Here is a 23,314-nt window from a genome sequence, read left to right as displayed (position 1 = left end):
TATCATGAAACAAAGAATACTTTTTCATTCAGTACTGACAATGCTGTTGGTGTTGATGCAATTTTCATTTGTGTTTGCGGATAACATATCTACAAGCAAGAGTGTTGGTACTCCAAAGGGTGTATTGGAAGTTTCTGCAACGGGAGCAGCGACTTATACAATCCCTATTAGCTGCCCGAAAGGTTATGGCAAGATGACACCTAATTTGTCTTTGGTGTATAATAGTCAATCTGGTTATGGGTATGTTGGCTATGGTTGTAATGTCTCGGGCTTGTCTGTGATTACGCGTGGTTGTAAGGATATATATCATGATGGAACGGCATCTGGGGTTAAATATGCAAATGACGATGCTTATTTCTTGGATGGTAAACGGTTGATTTATCAATCTGTTGAACAAGGTGAAGCAGTGTATGTTCCGGAAGGTGAGCCTTTTTCCAAGGTGATTTTTCATGTCAACGAAGGCTGGCTGGAACTGAAAACCAATGACGGCCTTGATTATTGTTATGGAAAATGGTCTGATTCTAGACAAACGATAGATAATTTATCAGACAATCCAGTGAATGCATGGTATTTGACTTATGTCTCTGACACCCAGCACAGATTTATGCGTATCTATTACTCAAAACGTTCCTTGTCCATTTATCCTTCTTCAGTTTCCTATGGAATGGAGGGAGGAGTGACTAGCACAATTCGTTTTACTTATGAGAATATAAAAAATAAGAATACCGCTAAGTTTAATATGGGTGGTACGGAGGATGCTATTCTTGTGCGGCTAAAAAACATAACCACAGAGACTAACAACCAGGTGTTTCGTAAGTATGAGTGCGTATATGACTCTACGCTGGATGCTTCTGGTGTTAAGTACTCTCGATTAACACAAGTAATAGAGAAAAATGGCAAGGGAGAGGCTTTGAATCCGATTCAGATAACTTGGAAAGGTCTTCCTAATGTTAGTTATAAGATGAACTTGCCAGAGATTCAATTTCTGCGTACAAGAAATATAAATTCCAGAATATTCTATAGTGGGGATGTAAATGGTGACGGTTTATGTGATGTCATAGAATTTACAGATGTAACAGATGAGAGTAATAGAAGTGTATATGCAACTTATTATTTGGCTAATCCTAACAAGGATGGAACGTTGCGTTTTGGTCTTTCAAAATCCTACAATTTAGGTCCTAATTTCTCTACGAAATGGATAGGCAGCAATAGCTCCAGTTTGCTCATGGACATTGATGGAGATGGCATCAACGAGATGGCTTCACCGTCAATAAACAGTGCTAAGGGTGTGCCTGCTACGGTATTTGCCAGGTATTATAAATATGGTCAAACGGATCCTATAGGGCATGCTTTCAATCTAAAGGTAAGCGAGGGGATGCCTCTTTTTATTTCCTTTGATGCAGACAAAGATGGAAAGGATGAATTCATAGGTTTAGAAGTGGACGGAAAGAACGGAAAGTATGCTGGCTTCTTTGACAAGTTGGCTTCTGGCACAAACTTTGAAACAACTGATTTTACTTTAAGTTTGCCACAGCAGCCTAAGCGTCTTTTTGTTGGCGACTACAATAATGATGGCTTGGCAGACCTTTTGGTTCTCTATCAAGATGGTTATACTGTCTTTTATAATCAAGGAGGTAGAAATCTGCGAACATTATTTGATGACAACCATAAGTATAGTTCGAATACCATCTCGGAAAAATGGCGTATAGAACAAGGTGACTTTGACGGTGATGGCTTGGTGGATTTTATTTATGCAGAAAAAAGCGGTGATACATATTTCGCCTTGAATAAGGGAAATGGAACATTTGAAACGAAGTATGCCATAAAACTTGATATGGTAGATAAAAAGACCGGGCAGGATGATGAACGGTTCTCTTTCTTGACTTTTGATATGGATGGTGATGGAAAGATGGATTTGTTGGCAGCAAAGACGGACTATGGTTATCATGGCGGAATTTTTCATACAAAGCATTATACTTATAGGGAGACTAGAATGGAATGGTTGCGTTCTAATGGTAACAATTTGGTGTTGGATAAGACAGTACTAACTAATAATGAGGATGATGCACGTAATGGATATGTTATAGCAGGTGATTTCACGGGGAATGGACATACTCAAGTTCTCAACTATGGCAAGAATATTTATGATGCAAATCCTTCCGATGTGGTTAAGTTGAGAATGTATTGTAATACTAATCTCAATGTAGCTTCTGGGAAAATATGCAAGATTGTGGATGGCTTAGGGAACGAGAGTACGTTAAATTATGCATCTTTGTTGGATAGGTCAGTAAACCTTGCTACTTTAAATAATTATGGACTTTCAACTTCAAATTCGAGTTCGTATCCTGTTCTTCATGTCTCTGTTCCTCTTTCTGTTGTAAGGAGTATGCAGTCCAATGGTAATGTCATTAATTATCAATATGGTAATTTGAAAGTGCATGTGTTGGGCAAGGGCATGTTAGGCTTTGATAAATTGATTGCCAAGAATGAAACAACAGGCGAAACAGTCGAAAATATCGTTGAAAAATGGGATTCTATATATTGGACACCCACAAAAACGAGAGTACGCACTCTGGTGGGAGAGGATTGCGCATATACAAATTCCACTAATACCGTAGTTCCATTGAACCATACTTATTTCTCATATATGTCCCGTCAAGATAATACGGATTTGGATGATGATTATACTTATTCTGAGTATGTTTACAATACGCAGTATGGTTATTTGATGTCTCAAAAGACAAATTATAGAAATGACAGTATGTATAAGTTAACCAGATATGATAGCTATGTTAAAATAGGTAGAGTTTATCTTCCAACAGAGATGATAGAGAGCAAAATGCATGCTGATAGTAATGAAGAGACGTTTATAAGAACCTTTTGGGGATATGATGACTATGGACAAATTGTGCTTAAGGAAAGACATGGTCAATCAATCTTGACCACCCATTACGAACGAGATAAGTTTGGAAACATTGTTTCCATGCGACAAGTAGGTGATAAGGTTTCTTCTGTTCAAAAAAAATACAAATATGATTCGACTGGTAGATTCCTTGTAAAGGAGTATAGCGTTCCTTCTTTTACAACGATATGTTATTCGGTCGATAATTGGGGTAATATTACTTCTCGAACGGATTTAACAAACGAGAACCATCCATTAGTAACAACTTACACTTTGGATAATTGGGGCAATGTGATACGTACAGAGGCACCAACTGGCGTAATAAAAACGGTAACAAAAAAATGGGGTAACTCAAAAGAACGCAGGTATGCTGTTGTAGAAGAAGAAACTGATATGCCTGCTGTTACAACTTGGTATGATAGCCTGGGAAGGACAGTAGAGAGTAGTTACTATGGTCTTTTGGGTACTCCATTCAAAAAGGCCTACAGCTATGATAAGAAAGGACTCTTGATTGAGGAGACTCAACAGAAAGGAGAAAATTGTATCAAGGACACAAAGAACTATGATGCAAGAGGTCGGGTAGTTTCTGAAATAAACAATTCAAAGAGCATATCTTATTCTTATTGTCCAAAAACAGTGACGACTCGGGTAGCAGAAAAAACATATACGAAATCGTGGGATGCCTGGGGTAATCTCAATTACATAGAAGATCCTTTAAACACGGTCTTTTTTACCTATAGCTCAGTAGGAAAGCCTGAAAATGTAAGTATAGGAAAAGTCTCCATAAAAATGGGCTATGATGATGTTGGCAATAGACTTCGGTTGGACGATCCTAATGCTGGAACCATACTGTCAAAATATACGGCAGACGATAAAGTTCTATCTACAACAGATGCAAGAGGTGTGGTTACTAATTACGCATATGACGAGTTTGGACGCTTGTCCTCTATTAATGTAGGTGGCATCGTTACGACTTATCAATATGGTGGAAGTTCAGACCGTATGCAACTAAAAAGTATTACGCAAGGTGATAAAAAAGAATCTTATGAGTATGATGAATATGGGAGAATGATAACCAAAAGGAGAACGATTGGTAATAAGGGGTCTTATGAGTACAATTATTCCTACGACTCCTCTAATAGGCTGTTGACAAAAACATATCCTGGTGGGTTAGTTGTGTATTATGACTATGAGGCAGGCTTGTTGAGAAGGATTATGACTAATAGAAATATTGTATATTTTTTGGCAAAAGACGATGGATATGTACAAAAAGTAACTGTAAACGATGGTAAAATGCAGTATGATTCTACCCTGGACGAGCGTGGTAAGCTCTCTAATATAAACGTCAAGAATCCGTTGACAGGTAAAGAACTTTTCGACATGAACTTGTCTTATGATGCCAATACAGACAACCTTATGTCTCGTACCGGTATGAGACCTGAAAAGGAAACTTTTGCTTATGACAAGCTGGACAGACTCGTCTCTGTTTCTCAAGACGATTCCACGATAATGAATGTTAAATATTCAGCGGATGGCAATATTTTGTACAAGACCAACGTTGGTACTTATGAATATGGACTAAAACCTCATGCAGTGATGAACGTAGAAAATCCAATAGGCTTGATACCTCATGCAAGCTTGACAACCCAATTCAATGAATTGGGTAAGGTTGAGCGTATTGAAGACGGCAATACCTTGCAGTCTTTAGAAGTGGAGTATGGACCAGACCAAGAACGTTGGATTTCTACTTTGTCTCGTAATAATCAGATGGCAAGTACTCGAATATACTTTGACGATTATGAGAAAACAACAGACTCGACAGGAACTCATGAGATTTACTATCTGGGCGACCGTTCCATTTACATTCGGGATAATGGTGGCGATTTTAAGTGCTATTTCTTGGTCAAGGACAATTTGGGCAGTATTGTCAAAGCTTACGACACAGATGAGAACCTCGTGTATGAGGCTTCTTATGATGCCTGGGGCAAGCAGACCGTCACGAAAGATTCAATAGGCTTGTATCGTGGCTATTGTGGTCATGAGATGTTGAATGATTTTGACATCATCAACATGAATGGTCGTTTGTATGACCCTGTACTCGGTCGTTTTTTGAGTCCGGACAACTATGTCCAAATGCCAGATAACAGCCAGAACTTCAATCGTTATAGCTATTGCTTGAATAATCCGTTAAAGTATATTGACCCAAGTGGCAATTTGTTTGGTATAGATGATGCAATATGGGCATTTGCGTTTTTTGGTGCAACATCAAATGCTATATTGGCAAATAAATCTGGAAAATCGCCTTGGAGTGGAGCCTTGGTAGGTGGTTTGTCATCATTGGCAAGTTATGGGGTAGGTTCCTTGTTTGGACATAGTATGGGTACCTTTGGTCACGAATTATTGCGTGCAGGTGCTCATGGTCTAACTTCTGGAACATTAAATTGGATAAATGGTGATAATTTCTTTACTGGTGCGGCGAGTGGAACAGCAGCGTCACTGATGGGGTCAGGTGCTCAGTCTCTTCGTTTTGGGGCAGAAGGAGTTTTGGCGGCCGCTTCAATAGGTGGTGGCATTGGATCTTTGGCAACAGGGGGCAATTTCATGGATGGCTTTGGAATTGGTTTTAATATAGGCTCTTTAAATCATAACGGAAAAGCTGGAAAAATAATAACTATTGAGAGAAAATTACCTCCAGTTGTGTGTGTCGCAGATAATTTAAGCTATCGTAAAACATTTGGGTATTGGTTGTTAGGAGTTGGTAGTGGAGCATCTTCTGGTCCTTATAGAATGTGGAATCCTGATGCGATAAGTATGAGTGTCGGTGGAACTGTTCAAATAGGTTCGTTTCATCTAGGAGGGGATGTTGGCTTGATGATGGGACCTGGTAAATTGTATCCTTATATAAATTATGATAAAGGTGTTGATATCACTTCTTGGGGATTTAATATCTCTTCGTCTTTAAATGTCAATATGTATGTCAATAAGGGTGATATGCCTTTGTCTTTGTCGGCTTTGGAAGGACAAGGGTATAATGCTGGCGTGAATTTGGGAGTGGGTTCTTTGGATTATGGTGTTGGTGTTGATTGGCTTGGTCTTCCAACAAGTGCCCAATACAAATCATATGGTATAGGTATTGGACCTGGTGTCGGTGTCCATGGTAACTTCTCAACAACACAATATCTTGTACATTATTAATAACATTGGCTATGGAAGATTTAAAAAATATAATTAAAATTGTAGGTTGTTTAGTTGGCGGATTGTTGTTCTTCTATTTTTATTTCTTTATTTTGCCTTCTAGGAATGAAGATATTGACAAAGATGTGTTAGATAACTGTTTACCTTTGCAGTATGACTTTAAAGTAATGTCGTTTTATAGTGACCGATATTATAATTTTGAGGGTAGAACAAAAGAAGGGCGTGTTGTCAGGTACAAATTACCTCGTAATTGGAGTCTTGAAAACGTATGTACAGAAGGGGATAGTATTCATAAACTGGCAGGTGAAAAAGAACTTTATTTGATAAAAACAGACACAGTTATTAAATTGCCATTAAAAGTACATGGTGAAGGAATATAATTGTTAAGGTTTTAGATTGGAGTAATTTATGAAACAGCTAAGAAAAAAAATATCAATAATATTGAATGGATTGAACATCGTTGTCGGCTGTGTATTGCTTGGTTATGTGATGTTCCGTTTTTCACACAAACAATATGTTATGGATGATGATGTAAAGGAATATTGTGTGTCAATGCATTATGATTTTAAAATTTTGGATGCTAATGAAAATTCATTTTACAATTTTTATGGCGTGACACGAGAAGGAAAACGAGTAACCTTTAAGATTCCAAAAGTTTGGAATCTTAAAGGTGTTTATTCCGTAGGTGATAGTATTTGTAAAATCTCAGGAGATAGTGTCCTTCGTGTTGTAAAATCAAATGGTGTCGTGTCGTTAAATCTAAATGAATAAGCTACTCTCCATGCCTTTGACTTTGGGTATGGACTTCATGGTGGCGTTGTAGAAAATCCTTATATATTTAATTTTTAAATTATGGATGATTTTAAAAATATATTTAAAGTTGTTTCTGTTCTTCTGCTTGGAATGGCTTGGTTCTTTTTTGAGTTCCATTTGTCTGATACAGATGCGAATAAAAAAAAGCAACTTATAGAGACAGAACTTCCCAAGGAGTGTGATTTTCGTATAGAAACGTGTGAAGAATACCGTGGCTTTAATTTTATGGGAAAGAATAAATTTAATGAAACGAATTTCTGTAAGTTTTCTTCTTCTTGGGATTTAGATCAAAAGTATCATATTGGTGATAGAATTGTGAAGAAAAAAGGTTCTTTAGAAATCTTGCTGATTCGTCAGGATATTGATACTATTAAGGCTCATTTGTATTTCAAAGGAGATGAAATCTTGGAAGAAAAGCGTGTGCGCCACATCAATACGTTTATCCAAGAACATCCAGAAACTCTTAAGATTACGAGTGGAGCTAACAATGTTATTTATAAAGAAAAAGACAATTAACCATAATATTTTGTGCTCCCATTTCCTCTTCTTGAATAGGTGAGGAAGTGGGAGCGTTTTTTTTGTCTCTGTACCCACTTTTATTTTTCCCTGCCCACGGAAAAATTCTTGCGTGGGCAGGGAGAAAAATATACCAGGGCAGAGAAGGGAATTGATAACTACCATCTTACAGAAATCTATATTGCTTATTCCCTAAGTACAAATGACTTGTTTACAACTCGTATCTCTGATAGATAGAAATCTGTGTTTCGGGTTTACGGGTGGCGTCTGACTTGTGCACCTTTGTGCTTTTCGGGGGCACAATTGTGCTTTTACCCGAGCACAAAGGTGCCCTTACCTTGGCGCAATAGTGCCCTTTCTTAGGCATTTTACTATCTTGACGAAACAAGAATATCTGCTTGGCATTCTGTTCTCTTGTTTCCTTATTATAGGAAATGTTAGTAGCGGTATTTATATAAAATGTATGTGGTGGGTTTTGGAAAAATCTTTACAGCAAAGAAAATTTAAAATCGGAATGCGATTTTATCCTTCACCCTTCATCTTTTCTCCTGAAATGCCGATAAACACAGGAGATCTTAGGGTGAAGGGTGATTTTAAGTTATTTTCCTTGTAACCGCTTGGATGTCAGGTGCTTATGATATATTGATGAAGGGTGATGGGTTTTTCTCGTTTCGCTCTTCAAATTTTCGATTACCTTCCGGATTACACAATCGGCAAACTGATACCATTGATTTTCTGATAGATGTCTAATGCGTAGATATCTGTCATGCCGCTGATGTAATCTATCACGGCCATGATGCGCTCTTCCAAATCGGGATTGTTGATGTCGTATTGGCTGCTTACACGGCGGATGAGTTGCTGGGAATAGAAACGGGTCGGGTTGATGGCGGCATCAATAAACACCTCCATCAGCGTAGCCATAATTTTATAACCAGACAGTTCTATGTCAAGTACTGGTTTGCTGTGGTAAATCTTGGCAAAGGAAATCTTTTCGCATTGCTTGTAGGCATTGCGTTGTTGCTCTGCAATATGGTCGATGAGGCTCCCCTGGAAAGTACCGGCAAGTATTTCGTCCTCATGCTTGATGAAAGTCTTGACGCATTCGTTCTCCAGTCTGCCGATAACGCTGGCTCGCATATAAACCACCTTTTCGTTTTCATCGGTTACCCCTTCGTCGATTATTCGCTGTCGAATCCTGCGCTGGGTGTCCTCATCAAAGAAAGCTAAAAGCAACTCTTCTGTTTCCTTGAATGATAGGATTTTCAACTTGTGGGAATCCTCAATATCCATGATTTCGTAGCAGATGTCGTCTGCAGCCTCTACCATATATACTAAGGGATGACGGGCATACTTGAGTGGTTCGCCAGGTTGGGAAAAACAGGTAATGCCCAATTCTTCCGCGATTCTCTGATACGATTCTGTCTCGGAAGTGAAAAAACCGAACTTGCCGTGACTTCCAGCCAGACTGCTGGCAAATGGATATTTCACGATGGAAGCAAGCATGGAATAGGTCATCACAAAACCGCCCTGACGTCTTCCCTTAAAACAATGAGTAAGGATGCGGAAGGCGTTGGCATTTCCCTCAAAATGGGTAATGTCGTCCCAAAACTTCTTGCTAACCTTGTCTTTAACAGCAAGTCCTGCTCCTTCAGTAAAAAAGGTCTGGATGGCTTTCTCGCCTGAATGGCCGAATGGAGGATTGCCTAAGTCGTGGGCAAGACAGGCTGCACTCACAATGGTGCCGATTTCCTCGAAAAGAGTGTCTTTTAATTCAGGACGTTTCTCTATGATGCGGCGGGAAATATCGTTGCCAAGCGACATTCCTACACTCGCCACTTCCAGACTATGGGTGAGGCGGTTGTGCACGAAGATGCTACCTGGCAGAGGGAATACCTGCGTCTTGTTTTGCAAGCGACGGAAAGCTGAGGAGAAAATAAGGCGGTCGTAATCGCGCTTGAATTCAGAGCGATCGTCATGGCGCTCGGCATGCTTATGCTCTTGTCCGAAACGCTTGTTTGATATGAGTTTTTTCCATTCCATGACGCAAAAATACACCTTTATTTGCATAATGCAAAATAAAAAGCACTTATTTTTGTTTAAAATCTTGCATTTTTCTTTCAAAAATTCCTTATTGTGCTCAAAAAGCAGTATTTTTGCACAATCTATGCTGTGCTTTACTTTAAAAAGCCAAGCAACTTGAAATATTTAAAAGTGTAATTATGATTAAAATCCAGATTATCAACAAGGGGCGCCAGCCTCTGCCAACATACGCCACACCTCAGAGTGCGGGCATGGACTTGCGTGCTAACTTTGACGAGCCTATCGTACTCCATCCCATGGAGAGAAGACTTGTGCCTACAGGACTTTATATGGCTTTGCCTGCAGGATTGGAGGCGCAGATTCGCCCTCGCAGCGGTCTTGCTCTGAAGCATGGCATTACCGTGCTCAATACTCCTGGAACAATCGATGCAGACTATCGTGGTGAAATCATGGTATTGCTCATCAATTTCTCTCAGGAAGATTTCGTTATAAATGAGGGGGAGCGTATTGCACAAATGGTTATTGCCAAGCACGAACAAGGGGAATTCGTTGAGGTGGAAAGTCTTGATGAAACTGAACGTGGCGAAGGCGGATATGGACATACTGGAGTCAAATAAGAATATAAGGTATTCTGGTGTTAAATCAATATTTTTTAAGAGGAAACGATTAACGTGAAGATTAGTGCTAAATATATAGCTTTGGGAATGGTGGCTCTGTTGCTCGGAACTGCCACTTTGCCATCTTTGGCGCGTAAGAAAAAGCAAATTAAAGCTGTTGCTGCTGAACAGGATACAATTCCTGCAAATGATAAGAAACGCTTTGATTACTTCTTCCTGGAGGCCATTCGCCAACAAGGTGCAGGCAACTATAGTGCTGCCTTCGACTTGTTGGAGCATGCCCGTGCCATCAATCCCCATGCGGCTGAGGTGTATTATTTCCAGTCGGTGTATTACTCACAAATGAAAAAGGACTCCATCGCTTTAGCCTGTCTGGAAAAGGCTGTTAGTCTTAATCCTGAAAACCAGACCTATCCGGAGCGACTGGCGCAGTACTATATTGGCAATCAACAGTATGACAAAGCGATAGATTCGTATGAGCTGATTTATGCGCATAATCATGATAATACGGATGCTTTGCGCATTCTTCTCCAGCTTTATCAGCAGAAGAATGATTTCCAAAAAATGCTTTCTACGATTGCCCGATTAGAAAAGGAAGAGGGCGAGAGTGAGCAGTTTACCCTGTCTAAAATGCGTGTCTATGAAATGATGGGGGATAGCAAAGCTGCTTATCGGGAATTGGAAAGCCTTTCTGATAAGCACCCTCTTGATATGGTCTATAAGACGATGTTGGGTAACTGGCTGATGCAGCACGACAGACAAAAGGAAGCATATAAGCTCTTTACGGATGTTCTCAAGGAGGAACCTGACAATGCCTATGCGGAGTCTTCGCTATATGATTATTACAATGCTACTGGTCAGAAAGAACAGGCACGACAGATGCTGGACCGTATCTTGCTGGGAAAAAATACGGAATTGGAAACAAAAATCGTGATGATTCGTTCTTTTATTCAGGAGAATGAACGTAATGGCGGTGATTCGACTGAGGTCTTGAATCTCTTCACGAAGATACTCAATGTGCCTAAACCTTCTGGTGAATTGGCAGAACTGAGAGCTGCTTATATGGACTTGAAGAAGATGCCGCAGGATTCTGTAGATGCTGCTTTCCAGAAAGTTCTGACGATTGCTCCCGATCATGCGAGTGCCCGTTTGCAACTGGTACAAAGTCTATGGGAACAAAAGAAATATGATGAGGTTATTGACATGACCAACCAGGCTCAGGCATACAATCCTGATGAGATGGTATTCTATTATTTTGGAGGAATGGCGCATTATATGAAAGGGGATGATGATGCTACTCTCGTGACTTTCCGAAAGGGATTGGCACAGATAAATGAAAAGAGTTCACCTGCCTTGGTATCTGACCTGTATATGATTATGGGAGATATCTTGAACAAGAAAGGCTTGGAAGATGAGTCGTTTGCTGCCTATGATTCCTGTTTGCAATGGAAGGATGATAATGTGGCTGCGCTCAATAACTATGCTTATTATATCAGCTTGAAGGGAAAAGAGTTGCACAAGGCGGAGCAGATGAGTTTTAAGACCATCAAGGCGGAACCGAAAAATGGTACTTATCTGGATACCTATGCCTGGATTCTCTTCATGGAAGAGCGTTATCATGAGGCAAAAATCTATATCGACCAGGCTATTGCCAATCTGGATTCGACTCAGAACAACAATACCGTCATCGAGCATGCTGGGGATATTTATGCTATGAATGGACTAACAGAAGAAGCTCTGAAGTTTTGGAAACAGTCGTATGATGCTGGCAATAAATCGGAAGGTATCATGACGAAAATTAAGAATAAAAGATACATCACGGAGGAAGAAATCAAGAGAATGACAGGTGGTTCGACTGTAACTCCTGATCGCAAATCTCAAAGTCGAAGTGGTGCGAAAAAGAATAATAAATTGAGAAATGGAAAGAAAAAATAAAAACTTCGTCAAAGTGATAGCTCTTTGTCTGCCGCTTTTACTGGGTGCATGTGGTACCAAGAAGGTTGTAGAAGGGAATGGTTCGACTTCTACTTCCCAGTCCCAGAATGCAAATTCCAGTCGCGGACATCAGAGTGAAGCGTTAAAGAAATTGGCCTTCGTGCAGAAAGTTTCTGACAATCAGGTCTATTCTAAGAATATTGTTGGCAATATGTCGTTCAGTCTTCAGATGGGCAGCAAGGACATTTCTGTGCCAGGTGCTCTTCGCATGAGAAAGGACCAGGTGATTCGTATCCAACTTTTTATTCCTATCTTAGGTACAGAGGTTGGCAGACTGGAATTCACTCCAGACTATGTGCTGATTATCGACCGTTTGCACAAGGAATATATCAAGGCGGATTACAATCAAGTGGATTTCCTGAAGAAACAGGGAGTTAATTTCTATTCCTTGCAAGCCTTGTTCTGGAATCAACTCTTGTTGCCTGGTAACCAGAGAGTTTCTGAATCAGACTTGAAGAAATTTGATGCCGACTTGGATGCTGCCGGCGATGTGGTGCCAGTTACTTTCAAACAGGGGAACATGACCTACGCCTGGGGTGCTGACCGTAATACAGGTCGTATCTTACAGTCTGATGTGAAGTATAAGACAGCCAACAGCAATTCGGTGCTTCATATAGACTATAGCAATTTTAAGAATGTAGGAGTAAAACAATTCCCAGCCTCTCTGAAACTGAAGTTTATGACCGATTTGGCGAAATCTGACAAAGAAATGCAGATTTACATTGATATGAATGCGGTAAAGACAGATAGTAATTGGGAGGCAGAGACTAAGGTGTCAGATAAATATAAAAAGGTATCTCCTGAGGATGTCCTCAGTAAAATCATGAATATGTAATGAGACGTATATTATTATTCATATTAGCACTTTCTTTTACGCTTTCTCCTTTTGCGCAACATAAAACTACGAGGAAGAAAGCGACCGTAACTGCTCACAAAAAGGCAGATCGTAAGACTCCTCAAAAGAAAGTTGTAAGAAGAAAGCCGGTTGCCAGGAAAACAACTCATGCTACCCCTTCTCAAGCAGAGAGAAAGGCTGCTACTTATAGCAATGCTTCTATCAGAGGATTGCAGGGGCAGCGTGCCAATATCCAAAAGAAAATCAGGGAGCAGGAACTGGCTCTTCGTAGGAATAAGGAGGATGTGAAGAAACGCTTGCAAGACCTGATGGCTATCAATGGTGAGATAGATCAGCGACAGAAGAATATTGAAGGCATCCAGAAGGATATTCAGCATATTGAGGGCAATATCGGTATTTTGAATGCCCAGCTCAAGACCTTGGAACAGCAGTTGCAGGACCGTAAAAACAAGTATATCCGCTCGATGAGATATATGAGCCGTCATCATTCGGTACAGGAGAAGCTGATGTTTATTTTTAGTGCCAAGAGTTTGTCTCAGATGTATCGCCGCCTGTCTTTCATCCGTCAATATTCTGCTTTCCAAAAAGCTCAGGGTGAAGCTGTTAAGGCGAAACAAAACCAGGTGAATGACAAGCACAGACAACTACAGACGGTCAAGGGTCATAAGAATAATCTGTTGTATAAAGGAAAACAGGAGAAGACTGTACTGGAAGGAAAACAGCAGGAACAGAAAGTGGTAGTTCAGGGACTTCAAAAGCAACAGAAGACTATTCAGGCTGTTATTGCAGACCAGCGCAAGAAGGATGCTGCCATCAATGCTCAGATTGATCGGTTGATAGCACAGGAAGTTGCAAAAGCCCGTGCCCGTGCTGCAGCTGAGGCTAAACGCAAGGCTGCTGCAGCTGCTGCAGCCAAAAAACGAGCTGCAGAATTGGCTCGTAAAAAAGCTGCTGCAGAAGCTGCTGCTCGTGAAAATGCCCGACGAATTGCTGAGGCAAAAGCACGCGAAGCTGCTGCTGAGGCTGCAAGACGTAAGGCTGCTGAAGAAGCAAGATTGGCACAGGAGGCTGCAAAGAAAGCTCAAGAGGAAGCTGCCCGACAAGCTGAGGCTAAAGCAAAGGCAAAGGCTCAGGCTGCTGCTCGTGCTGCTGCAGAAGCTGCTGCCAGAGCTGCTGCCGAACAGGCTGCCAAACAAGCTGCTGCTGAACAGGCTGCCCGTGAGGCTGAGGCTAATCGTAAGGCTGCCGAGTTGAAGGCTAAAGCTGATGCTGAGCGCAGTAAGAAGGAAATTGCTGAGGCTAAACAGGATGCGCAGGAAGCGGCTACCCTGAGTACGGTTGACCGTATGTTGAGTGGTGGTTTCGAGTCTAATCGTGGTCGCTTGCCGATGCCGATTAGCGGCAGTTATCGCATTGTGAGTCATTTCGGACAATATAATGTAGAAGGCTTAAAGGGCGTCACACTGGATAATAAGGGTATCAATATCTTAGGTAAACCTGGTTGTGTGGCTCGTAGCATTTATGATGGTGAGGTTAGTGCTGTCTTCGGATATGGAGGAATGTGGAATGTCCTTGTTCGTCATGGTGCTTATATCTCTGTCTATTGTAACTTGAAATCTGTCAGCGTTCATAAGGGACAGCGAGTTTCGGCTCGTCAGGCTTTAGGTGCTGTAGGATCTGATCATATTCTCCAATTCCAGTTGCGTAAGGAAACGGCAAAACTGAATCCTGAAGCTTGGCTTGGAAGATAGAAAATATAGGGTGGCGGCTAACGAATTGCATAATTTGTTGGCCGCCATCTTTTGTTGTTATATATAAGGATTTTTTTTTGTAAGAAACACTTTCTTGAAAACCTGTTCAAAAGTTCAGATATTTGTGCAAACGTTTGCTCACGAAAAACTTGGGAATTTCTTAATATCTTGCTAATAGTTAGGGAATTTATGGATATTTTTGCAAACGGAATAAATTCGCAACTAAATATCTTAAACTTAATTATGCAAAAGAATTACTTATTATTTAACTTGCTTGTCTTGCTTTTTGGCATGACATTTAATGGCTTAGTTGTTCAGCCTTCTTCGGCTGCCGTAATGGCAAACGACTATACGCCAGCGGTTACTGAAGATGAGGTCTCTGTGTTTTTGGAGACAAGTTATGACAATGCCAAGATTTGGGCCTGGAATGACAAGGTTAAACAGTTTACTACTGCTGCTTGGCCTGGAGATGCCATGACCTTGATGGGAACTAAAGATGGCAAGAATGTCTTTAAATGGACATATACAGCTGGTACTGAAATTCCTACTGGTGTGATTTTTACTCATGATGGTGGGCAGAAGCTGAATGGCGGTGATCAGGAATTCAAGAATCATGGTTATTACGTAGAAGGTAAATATACCAAGACGATTGAAGGTCCTGCTGGCAAGGTGATGGTTTTCTTCGACAATAGTACAGCCAATCTTAAGGATGTTTACTGCTACATTTACAATGGTACTACTGCAGCGCAGGAATGGCCAGGTATGAAAATGTCACTTGACAACGAAACTGAGTATAATGGCAAAAAAGGTTATTATACAGTAGAAGTTCCTCAGGCATTCTTTACTGGTTATTTCGTTATTAATAATGGAGCAGCAGCTTCTAATCTTGCAGGTGAAACCGTTTATGTGAATGGTACTGTAACGGCTATCGAGACTACAACTATGACAGATGTCAAGAAGACAACAAATGATGCTTGGTACACCATCTCTGGTATCCGCATCAAGAAGCCTACTCAGGCTGGTCTCTATATTCACAATGGTAAAAAAGTAATCATCAGATAATAATAGCAGATTATGAAAAAGACAATCAATTATGGTCTTCTGATGTTGGTGATGCTGTTCACCATGGCATCCAACATCTTTGCAGACAACAAATATGGTCTTAAAGACAATATTCAGGATGGTGTCATCCTTCATTGTTTCGACTGGACATTGGCAGATATCCAGGAAGAAATTCCTAATATCGCCAAGGCAGGCTTTACTGCCGTTCAGACTTCTCCTGTTCACGAAAGAGCAGGTAAAGGATCCGTCTGGTATGATGTTTATCGTCCATACGACTTTAAGATAGGTAATGGTCTTGGTACTGAAGCTGACCTGAAGGCTCTCTGTGCTAAGGCTCATGAGTATGGGGTTAAGGTGATTGTGGATGTTGTTGCCAACCATACCGACCATCCTAACGTGGCTGCACGATTGAAGGATGAGAGTCTCTATCATGAACGATTTGGTGTGGGTAACTGGAATGACCGCCATCAGGTTACATTTGGTATGATTGGAATGTGGGACCTCGATACCAACAATCCTACTGTGCAAGCCATCATCAGTCAGTACATCCAGGACTTGAAAGCCTGTGGCGTGGATGGTATCCGTTGGGATGCTATCAAGCACATCGGTTTGCCTTCTGAAGGCGATTCTTTTATGAAGAATGTGGTGGATCAGACCATGTACAACTATGGTGAAATCCTTGATGGTACTGGTGGTAATGATAATATTCTTTTCCCAGAGTATCAGACATACATGAGCATTACTGATAATGGTTATGGTAACGGCTTTGCCAATTCTTTCGCTGGTGGTTCTATCAACGAGTCTGTAGGTAATTTCAATCAGAGAAAGGCAAAGACAGAAAAGTTGGTTTATTGGGGTGAAAGCCATGATACTTATGCCAACGATGGTGGTGAGTCAAAGAATAAGAGCCAGAATGTTATCGACCGTGCGTATGCAGTCGTAGCTGGTAATAATGGAGCTACCGCTCTTTATTTCTCCCGTCCTGCTCAGAAGGCAAAGAATGATATCAGATTTGGCGATAAGGGAAGTGTTCACTTCAAAGATGCTGAAGTAGCTCAGGTAAACCACATGCACAACGTTTGTGCCGGCGAGCCTAACTATTATGTAAAAGGTAATGGCGTTTGTGCTCAGGTTCGTAAGAGTGGCGCTATTATCGTATTGGGAAGTGGTTCTGACCGTGACGTGACTGTAGCCAATGGTGCTGGCGACGGCAAGTGGCTCAAGTCTGGTACTTATAAGGATATGGTAGGCGGTGGTGCTTTCACCGTCAATGCTTCTACAATCTCTGGTCATGTTGGCGAGTCAGGTATTGCTGTCATCTATAATGCTGGTCCTATCGTGCTGACTCCTGAGGTTGTTTTCAATCCAGCTGATGGTACAGCCTTCTCTGATGAGTCTCTCACTGTGACTGCTACTCCTTTGAATGCTGTTTCTGCCTGGATTCAGGTGAATGATGGTGCTAAGCAGACTTTTACTGCAGCCAAGCAGTTTACTGTAGGTGCTGATGTTGCCTATGGTAAGAATGTTACTATCACTTGGGGTGCAACCGACAAGGATGGCAAGACCGAAAGTGGTTCGGTAACTTACAAGAAAGTGAAGGCTTACGTTCCTGAATTGGGCAAGGCTGATGAAATCTCCTGTTTCTTAGAGACATCCAATGCGGCAGCAGCCGTATATGTATGGAATGACAAGGTTAGTCCTGTAATTGAGCATGCTGGTAAATGGAATGATGCTATCAATAAAAAGTTGCCTCTTGTAGGTAAGAGCGTTTCTGGAAAGAATGTCTTCAAGTGGACTTATGATGGCACCGAGACAAGTGCTCCTACTCAAATCATTTTCTTGGATGGTAATGGAAATAAGATAACTGCTGACGTGGAGTTTGTCAACCACGGCTACTATGTTGACGGAACATACAGCAATACTGTGACCAAGGTACATGAAGATGAGATCGTTGATCCAGAGTATGTTTACTTCGATAACGCTTCCAACTGGGAGAATGTTTATTGCTACTTCTATAATGGTAAAACATCTTCTACCGCATGGCCAGGTGTAAAGATGACTTACGATGCTTCTGCTTCTCATAATGGTAAGACAGGATGGTATAAGGCAATGATTCCTACAGCATACCTCAATGCTAAGTTCTTTATCAACGATGGTACTCCTGGTACTGCTATCAATGGCGCAAATGCTTCTGCTGAAAAGGTAGTAAACGAAGGTGCTGTAGTGGCACCAACTCCAAACCCAAACCCAGAGTCAACTCCAACTCCAACACCAAAACCAGAGCCAGAGCCAACTCCAGCACCAGAACCAGAGCCAACTCCAACTCCAGAGCCTGAACCAACTCCAGCACCTACCCCTAATCCACAGAGTCTGGATGCTCAGTATCAGACCAATCCAAATGGTGCAGGTGTTAAGAAAACCATTACTGTAGATGGTGATATCAGCGATTGGGATGAGAGTATGATTATAGCACAGGGTGCTGCCAATGACGACCCACGTGTATATATGGATGCTTCCATGCACGAGAATCCTGTCGATCTCTATGCACTTTATGGTTGCTATGACGATAATAACCTCTATCTGATGTGGGAGATGACCAACGTTCAAGATGTGGTAGCTCCAGAAGCAGATTTTCCACTCAGTAATGGTGTGCTGTTCAAAAATTACAATATGCCATTCTTTATCGGCATCAACACCAATAATGCCTCTACAAGAATAGGCAATCATTGTAAGACTACAGCAGGTGGAACTCTATGGGATAGTGGCATTACTTGCGAAAGCCCAGTCAACAAGGTAGTGGTATTCTCAACCAATAACACCAATGGTCCATTCATTTATGGTGGAAGCAGTGCAGGATTAAATGCTTTAGAAGAGGTTGCCTATAAAGAGACAGGTGTTGTTGTGAAGTATGGTATGGGTATTCTCAGCAAAACGATAAAGGGTGTTAAAGAATGTTATGGAAAGTCACAGAACCGTCTTGTAGGTGATATGACAAAGGGTACATCTACTTATGTAGATTTCAATACCTTAGGACACAAGTCTTCCCAATACGATTTCCATTACGAAATCTCGATTCCTTTAGCTAAGCTTGGTGTTACAGCTGCCGATGTGGCAAGCAAGGGATTGGGTGTGATGTTAGTAGCTACCTTTGGTACAAGTGGTATGGACTGTCTGCCTTACGACACAAGTATGAGCGACAATGCCGATCAGTCTTATTCAAGAGATCCTTCTACTACAAACGAGAAGGAAGATGACGACAATATCACCGTTCCTTTCGCTTATATTGGCAAGTCCTTGTAATGTTATATAGATAAGGTATAATAAATAATATAATAGATGAATAGAATTGAGCTCTTAGATGGCAGCGCCATCTAAGAGCTCTTTGTATTTGGCAATAGCATCAGCTATTTCGCTTATTCTGATAAACTCATCTGCGGAATGGGAGCGGGAAGACTCGCCTGGTCCCAACTTAAAGGATGGGAACGACATCAGCGCCTGGTCGCTAAGGGTAGGACTGCCGAAAGGCTTCATCCCCATGGCTATACATTTCTTAATAAGAGGATGCTCAGGATCAATACGGGATGATTTCAAACGGAAACTGTGAGCCTTTACTTCGCTCTTCAAGTGCTGGCAGATAAAATGATAGACCTCCTCATTGTCATAAAATTCATTGGTGCGGATATCTACCAGCATCGTACACTTGTCTGGAATCACATTGTGCTGAGTACCTGCATTCACTACCGTTAATGTCATTTTGGTAGGACCTAAGAACTCGCTTACTTTCTCAAACTTGTAATCACGAATCCAGCGCATATCATCCAGTGCCTCATAGATAGCGTTTACTCCTTCGTTACGGGCAGCATGACCGCTCTTGCCATGAGCGATGACATCTAAGACCATTAACCCCTTTTCTGCTACAGCTGGATTCATGCCAGTTGGCTCACCAACGATGGCGAGGTCTATCTTAGGCAATAGCGGTAGAGCACGGCTGATACCATCTTTGCCCGATACTTCCTCTTCAGCAGAAGCCAGATAAATAAGGTTATAGCTCTGTGGCTTCTCTGTAAGCATTCTGAATATCTGTAGTAGTGAGCATAGTCCGCCTCCGCAGTCGTTGCTGCCCAAACCATAAAGAAGGTCGCCTTCTATGGTAGGAGCATAGGGGTGGCGCTGCCATGAGTCTACAGGTTTTACCGTGTCAATATGTGCATTGAGCAGCAAAGTAGGTTTGCTTTCATCAAAGTGCGGGTCAATCACCCAAATATTGTTGGCTTCCCTCTGAGGTGCAAAACCATAACTGCGGATCGTCTGTTCCATGATATCTGCAGCATCCTTTTCATTACGGCTTACAGATGGGGTGGCGATGAGCTTCTTCAGCAGCTCAACGGCATCATTGGTGAATTGTTCTTGTGTCATCATAATCTCCCTCGTTTTTGAATTCTGTGGCAAAGTTACGAAAAAAAGAGCAGACAAAATGGAAAAAATGCCATTTTTATTTTGTTTTGTCCTCTATTTGCCGTATCTTTGCACCCATATAAATAACAAAAGCTTATGCAAATCAATAGTCATCTTTCAGTACTGATTCACGACTTGGCTAAAAAGTACGGTGATAAACCAGCGCTTACTTTTAAGAAGTTTGGCGGTGAACAATGGCAAACTGTTTCGTGGAATCAGTTCTCTCTGAGAGTGAAACAAGTTAGCAACGCATTGCTCAACCTGAACTTGAAGCCTCAGGACAAGATTGCCGTGTTCTCACAGAACTGTGTACATTATCTATATACTGATTTTGGAGCATACGGAGTGAGAGTTTGTGCTATTCCTTTTTACGCTACAAGTAGTGAGCAACAAATTCAATATATGGTCAACGATGCCCAAGTGCGTATCCTCTTCGTAGGTGAACAGGAACAGTATGACAAGGCTCATCGTGTTTTTGCGCTTTGTCCATCTTTGGAACGCATCGTTATCTTTGATTCCAGTGTACGTATCAGTACTCATGATCCCGCAGCTTTATATTTCAAGGATTTTATCAAGTTGGGTGAGAATCTTCCTCGCCAGACTGAAGTGGAGGAACTTTATAAGCAGGCAAATATGGATGATTTGGCTGATATCCTCTATACCAGTGGTACTACTGGTGATAGCAAGGGAGTGATGCTTACATACGGACAGTATCATGCTGCCTTGAAGGCAAATGATGAGTGTGTCCCTGTCACCGAGAAGGACCGTGTCATCGACTTTCTGCCTTTCACACATATCTTTGAACGTGCATGGTCTTACCTCTGCTTGAGTGAAGGTGCACGACTTTTTATCAACACTTACCCTCATGAGATACAGGAAAGCATGCGAGAGGTTCATCCTACTTGTATGTGTAGTGTGCCCCGATTCTGGGAGAAAGTGTATATTGCTGTGAAGGCTAAGATGGATGAGGCTCCTTCGTTCAAAAAGAAACTGTTTAATCACGCTTTGGCTGTTGGCCGCAAGCGTAATGTGGAATATCTTGCCAATGGTAAGCGTCCTCCTTTGACACTTGAACTTGAATATAAGGTAGTCAATAAGACAGTCTTGAGCATGGTGCGCAAGCAGTTGGGCTTGGAGAATCCTAATATTTTCCCTACTGCTGGTGCTTACGTGAGTCCTGAAGTTGAGGAATTCATCCTTTCTGTTGGTATCGGAATGGTGGTAGGTTATGGCTTGACCGAAAGTCTTGCTACGGTTTCCTGTGTTCATCTGGATAAGAAATTCACCATTGGTTCCGTAGGTCGTCCTATCTCTAATATTCAGATTAAGATAGGTGAAGACAATGAGGTCTTGTTGAAAGGTCCTACTATTACCAAGGGCTACTACCATCGTGATACGACAAATGCAAATGCGTTTGACGAGGAAGGTTTCTTCCATACAGGTGATGCCGGCTATATGAAGGACGGAGAGTTGTACTTGACTGAACGAATCAAGGATCTCTTTAAGACTTCGAATGGTAAGTATATTGCTCCTCAACAGGTAGAATCTCTGCTCTTGGTGGATAAATTCATCGATCAGGTAGCCGTGATTGCAGACCAGCGTAAGTTCGTTTCTGCCTTGGTTGTACCTGAGTTCCGATTGGTAGAAGACTGGGCTCGTGAACATCATATTCCTTTCTCTGGAAGAGAAGAACTTTGTGCCAACGAGAAGGTACAGAAGATGTTGATGGAGCGCGTCAAGATCCTTCAGCAGCATTTGGCTTATTATGAGCAGATCAAACGTATCACGCTTTTGCCTCACCATTTCTCTATGGAAGCAGGAGAGTTGACCAATACGCTGAAGATTCGCCGACCAGTTATCAATAAAAACTATAAGGCAGAGATAGACAAGATGTATGAAGAGTAACTTCATGGTGAAGTATCGGAAAAAGAAACAGGAAGTTATTTAAAGGATAAGGTAATAAAAATGATAACAGCTGACCAGTTGAAAGATGTGATGGATCGTGCTGACGCTCTCCATCGTTATCTGAATATAGACCAGAAAAAAGTAGAATTTGAGGAGGAACAGCTCCGCACTCAGGCTCCTGACTTTTGGGAAGATCCTAAATATGCTCAGGAGCAGATGAAGAAAGTAAAAGGCATCCAGAAATGGCTGGATGGCTATAAGCAAGTACGTCTCTATGCTGACGAACTGCAACTTGCTTTCGACTTCTATAAAGATGAGATGGTGACCGAAGAGGAAGTGGATACTGACTATGACAAGGCTATCAAGGCGATAGAAGATTTGGAATTGAAGAATATGCTTCGCCAGAAGGAGGACCCTATGGACTGTGTACTCAAGATTAATTCTGGTGCCGGTGGTACGGAGAGTCAGGATTGGGCTTCGATGTTGATGCGTATGTATATGCGCTGGGCTGAGGCTCATGGATATAAGGTGACCATTACCGACATGCAGGAAGGTGATGAGGCTGGTATCAAGAGTGTTACCATGACGATTGAGGGTGGCGAGTTTGCATACGGCTACTTGAAGAGTGAGAATGGTGTGCACCGTCTGGTGCGTGTATCTCCTTTCAATGCTCAGGGTAAGCGTATGACCAGTTTCGCCAGTGTCTTCGTTACCCCATTGGTAGATGATACCATCGAAGTGTTTGTAGATCCAGCCAAGTTGTCTTGGGATACATTCCGTTCCAGTGGAGCGGGTGGACAGAATGTCAACAAGGTAGAGTCTGGTGTCCGATTGAGATATTGGTACACGGATCCTGATACGGGTGAGGAAGAGGAAATCCTTATCGAAAATACTGAGACGCGTGACCAGCCGAAGAACCGTGCCAAGGCATTGTTGCTTTTGAAGAGTCAACTCTACGACCGTGCCATGAAGAAACGTCTCGAAGCTAAGGCTAAGATAGAGGCTGGTAAGAAAAAGATCGAGTGGGGAAGTCAGATTCGAAGCTATGTCTTCGATGACCGTCGTGTGAAAGACCATCGTACCAATTATCAGACATCGGATGTTGATGGTGTAATGGATGGTAAGATAGACGGATTTATCAAGGCATACCTGATGGAATTCCCTTCCGAGAATGAAGAATAGTAATAATAACCTAATATTAAAAGAC

Annotated in this window: 13 protein-coding genes and 1 pseudogene; 12 read left to right on the top strand and 2 right to left on the bottom strand. The window is 41.7% G+C overall.

Going from position 1 to position 23,314, the window contains the following annotated elements; translation table 11 throughout:
* Positions 1-4: 4 nt before the first annotated feature.
* The 4 genes and pseudogenes from EXN75_RS06235 to EXN75_RS06220 form a co-directional block, all read left to right on the top strand.
* Complete coding sequence (locus EXN75_RS06235) at positions 5-6,097, top strand: FG-GAP-like repeat-containing protein (protein ID WP_134843174.1); 6,093 nt, start codon at positions 5-7, stop codon at positions 6,095-6,097.
* A gap of 11 nt (positions 6,098-6,108) precedes the next feature.
* Entirely contained in the window at positions 6,109-6,477 is a 369-nt protein-coding gene (locus EXN75_RS06230; protein WP_134843173.1) for a hypothetical protein, read from the top strand.
* Between the two features lie 28 nt (positions 6,478-6,505).
* Positions 6,506-6,868, top strand: coding sequence for a hypothetical protein (locus EXN75_RS06225; protein WP_118118450.1), 363 nt, complete (start codon positions 6,506-6,508; stop codon positions 6,866-6,868).
* Positions 6,869-7,306: 438 nt separating this feature from the next.
* Positions 7,307-7,426 (top strand): annotated as a pseudogene (locus EXN75_RS06220) (hemolysin); the annotation flags it as partial.
* Positions 7,427-8,128: 702 nt separating this feature from the next.
* Here the strand turns inward: EXN75_RS06220 and EXN75_RS06215 are convergent.
* Entirely contained in the window at positions 8,129-9,466 is a 1,338-nt protein-coding gene (locus EXN75_RS06215) for a deoxyguanosinetriphosphate triphosphohydrolase (RefSeq protein WP_134843172.1), read from the bottom strand.
* 179 nt (positions 9,467-9,645) lie between these two features.
* Here EXN75_RS06215 and dut point away from each other — a divergent pair, with 179 nt between their 5' ends.
* From dut to EXN75_RS06185, 6 genes are all read left to right on the top strand, one after another.
* The gene (gene dut, locus EXN75_RS06210; RefSeq protein ID WP_118118089.1) at positions 9,646-10,083 is read left to right on the top strand and encodes a dUTP diphosphatase; all 438 of its coding nucleotides are present in this window, start codon (positions 9,646-9,648) and stop codon (positions 10,081-10,083) included.
* A 54-nt stretch (positions 10,084-10,137) separates the two neighbouring features.
* On the top strand, positions 10,138-12,018 hold the full coding sequence (locus EXN75_RS06205; RefSeq protein ID WP_233524690.1) for a tetratricopeptide repeat protein: 1,881 nt from the start codon (positions 10,138-10,140) through the stop codon (positions 12,016-12,018).
* On the top strand, positions 12,002-12,913 hold the full coding sequence (locus EXN75_RS06200) for a DUF4292 domain-containing protein (protein ID WP_118118090.1): 912 nt from the start codon (positions 12,002-12,004) through the stop codon (positions 12,911-12,913). Before EXN75_RS06205 ends, EXN75_RS06200 begins: the two co-directional genes overlap by 17 nt.
* A complete protein-coding gene (locus EXN75_RS06195; protein WP_118118092.1) occupies positions 12,913-14,685 on the top strand; it encodes a murein hydrolase activator EnvC family protein in 1,773 nt (590 codons plus the stop codon). Before EXN75_RS06200 ends, EXN75_RS06195 begins: the two co-directional genes overlap by 1 nt.
* A 243-nt stretch (positions 14,686-14,928) precedes the next feature.
* Complete coding sequence (locus EXN75_RS06190) at positions 14,929-15,747, top strand: starch-binding protein (RefSeq protein WP_167639465.1); 819 nt, start codon at positions 14,929-14,931, stop codon at positions 15,745-15,747.
* A gap of 12 nt (positions 15,748-15,759) precedes the next feature.
* A complete protein-coding gene (locus tag EXN75_RS06185; RefSeq protein WP_134843171.1) occupies positions 15,760-19,047 on the top strand; it encodes an alpha-amylase family glycosyl hydrolase in 3,288 nt (1,095 codons plus the stop codon).
* A 54-nt stretch (positions 19,048-19,101) separates the two neighbouring features.
* Here EXN75_RS06185 and EXN75_RS06180 read toward each other — a convergent pair whose 3' ends face one another.
* On the bottom strand, positions 19,102-20,166 hold the full coding sequence (locus tag EXN75_RS06180; protein ID WP_134843170.1) for a M20 family metallo-hydrolase: 1,065 nt from the start codon (positions 20,164-20,166) through the stop codon (positions 19,102-19,104).
* Between the two features lie 132 nt (positions 20,167-20,298).
* Here EXN75_RS06180 and EXN75_RS06175 point away from each other — a divergent pair, with 132 nt between their 5' ends.
* Both EXN75_RS06175 and prfB read left to right on the top strand, forming a co-directional pair.
* A complete protein-coding gene (locus EXN75_RS06175) occupies positions 20,299-22,107 on the top strand; it encodes an AMP-dependent synthetase/ligase (protein WP_118118099.1) in 1,809 nt (602 codons plus the stop codon).
* 60 nt (positions 22,108-22,167) lie between these two features.
* Positions 22,168-23,289: a peptide chain release factor 2 gene (gene prfB / locus EXN75_RS06170; RefSeq protein WP_022110146.1), complete on the top strand. Its 1,122-nt coding sequence runs from the start codon at positions 22,168-22,170 to the stop codon at positions 23,287-23,289.
* Positions 23,290-23,314: the final 25 nt, after the last annotated feature.

The organism is Segatella hominis (genome assembly GCF_004535825.1).
Classification (GTDB): Bacteria; Bacteroidota; Bacteroidia; order Bacteroidales; family Bacteroidaceae; genus Prevotella; species Prevotella hominis.
This window is presented reverse-complemented; position numbering and strand designations above follow the sequence as displayed.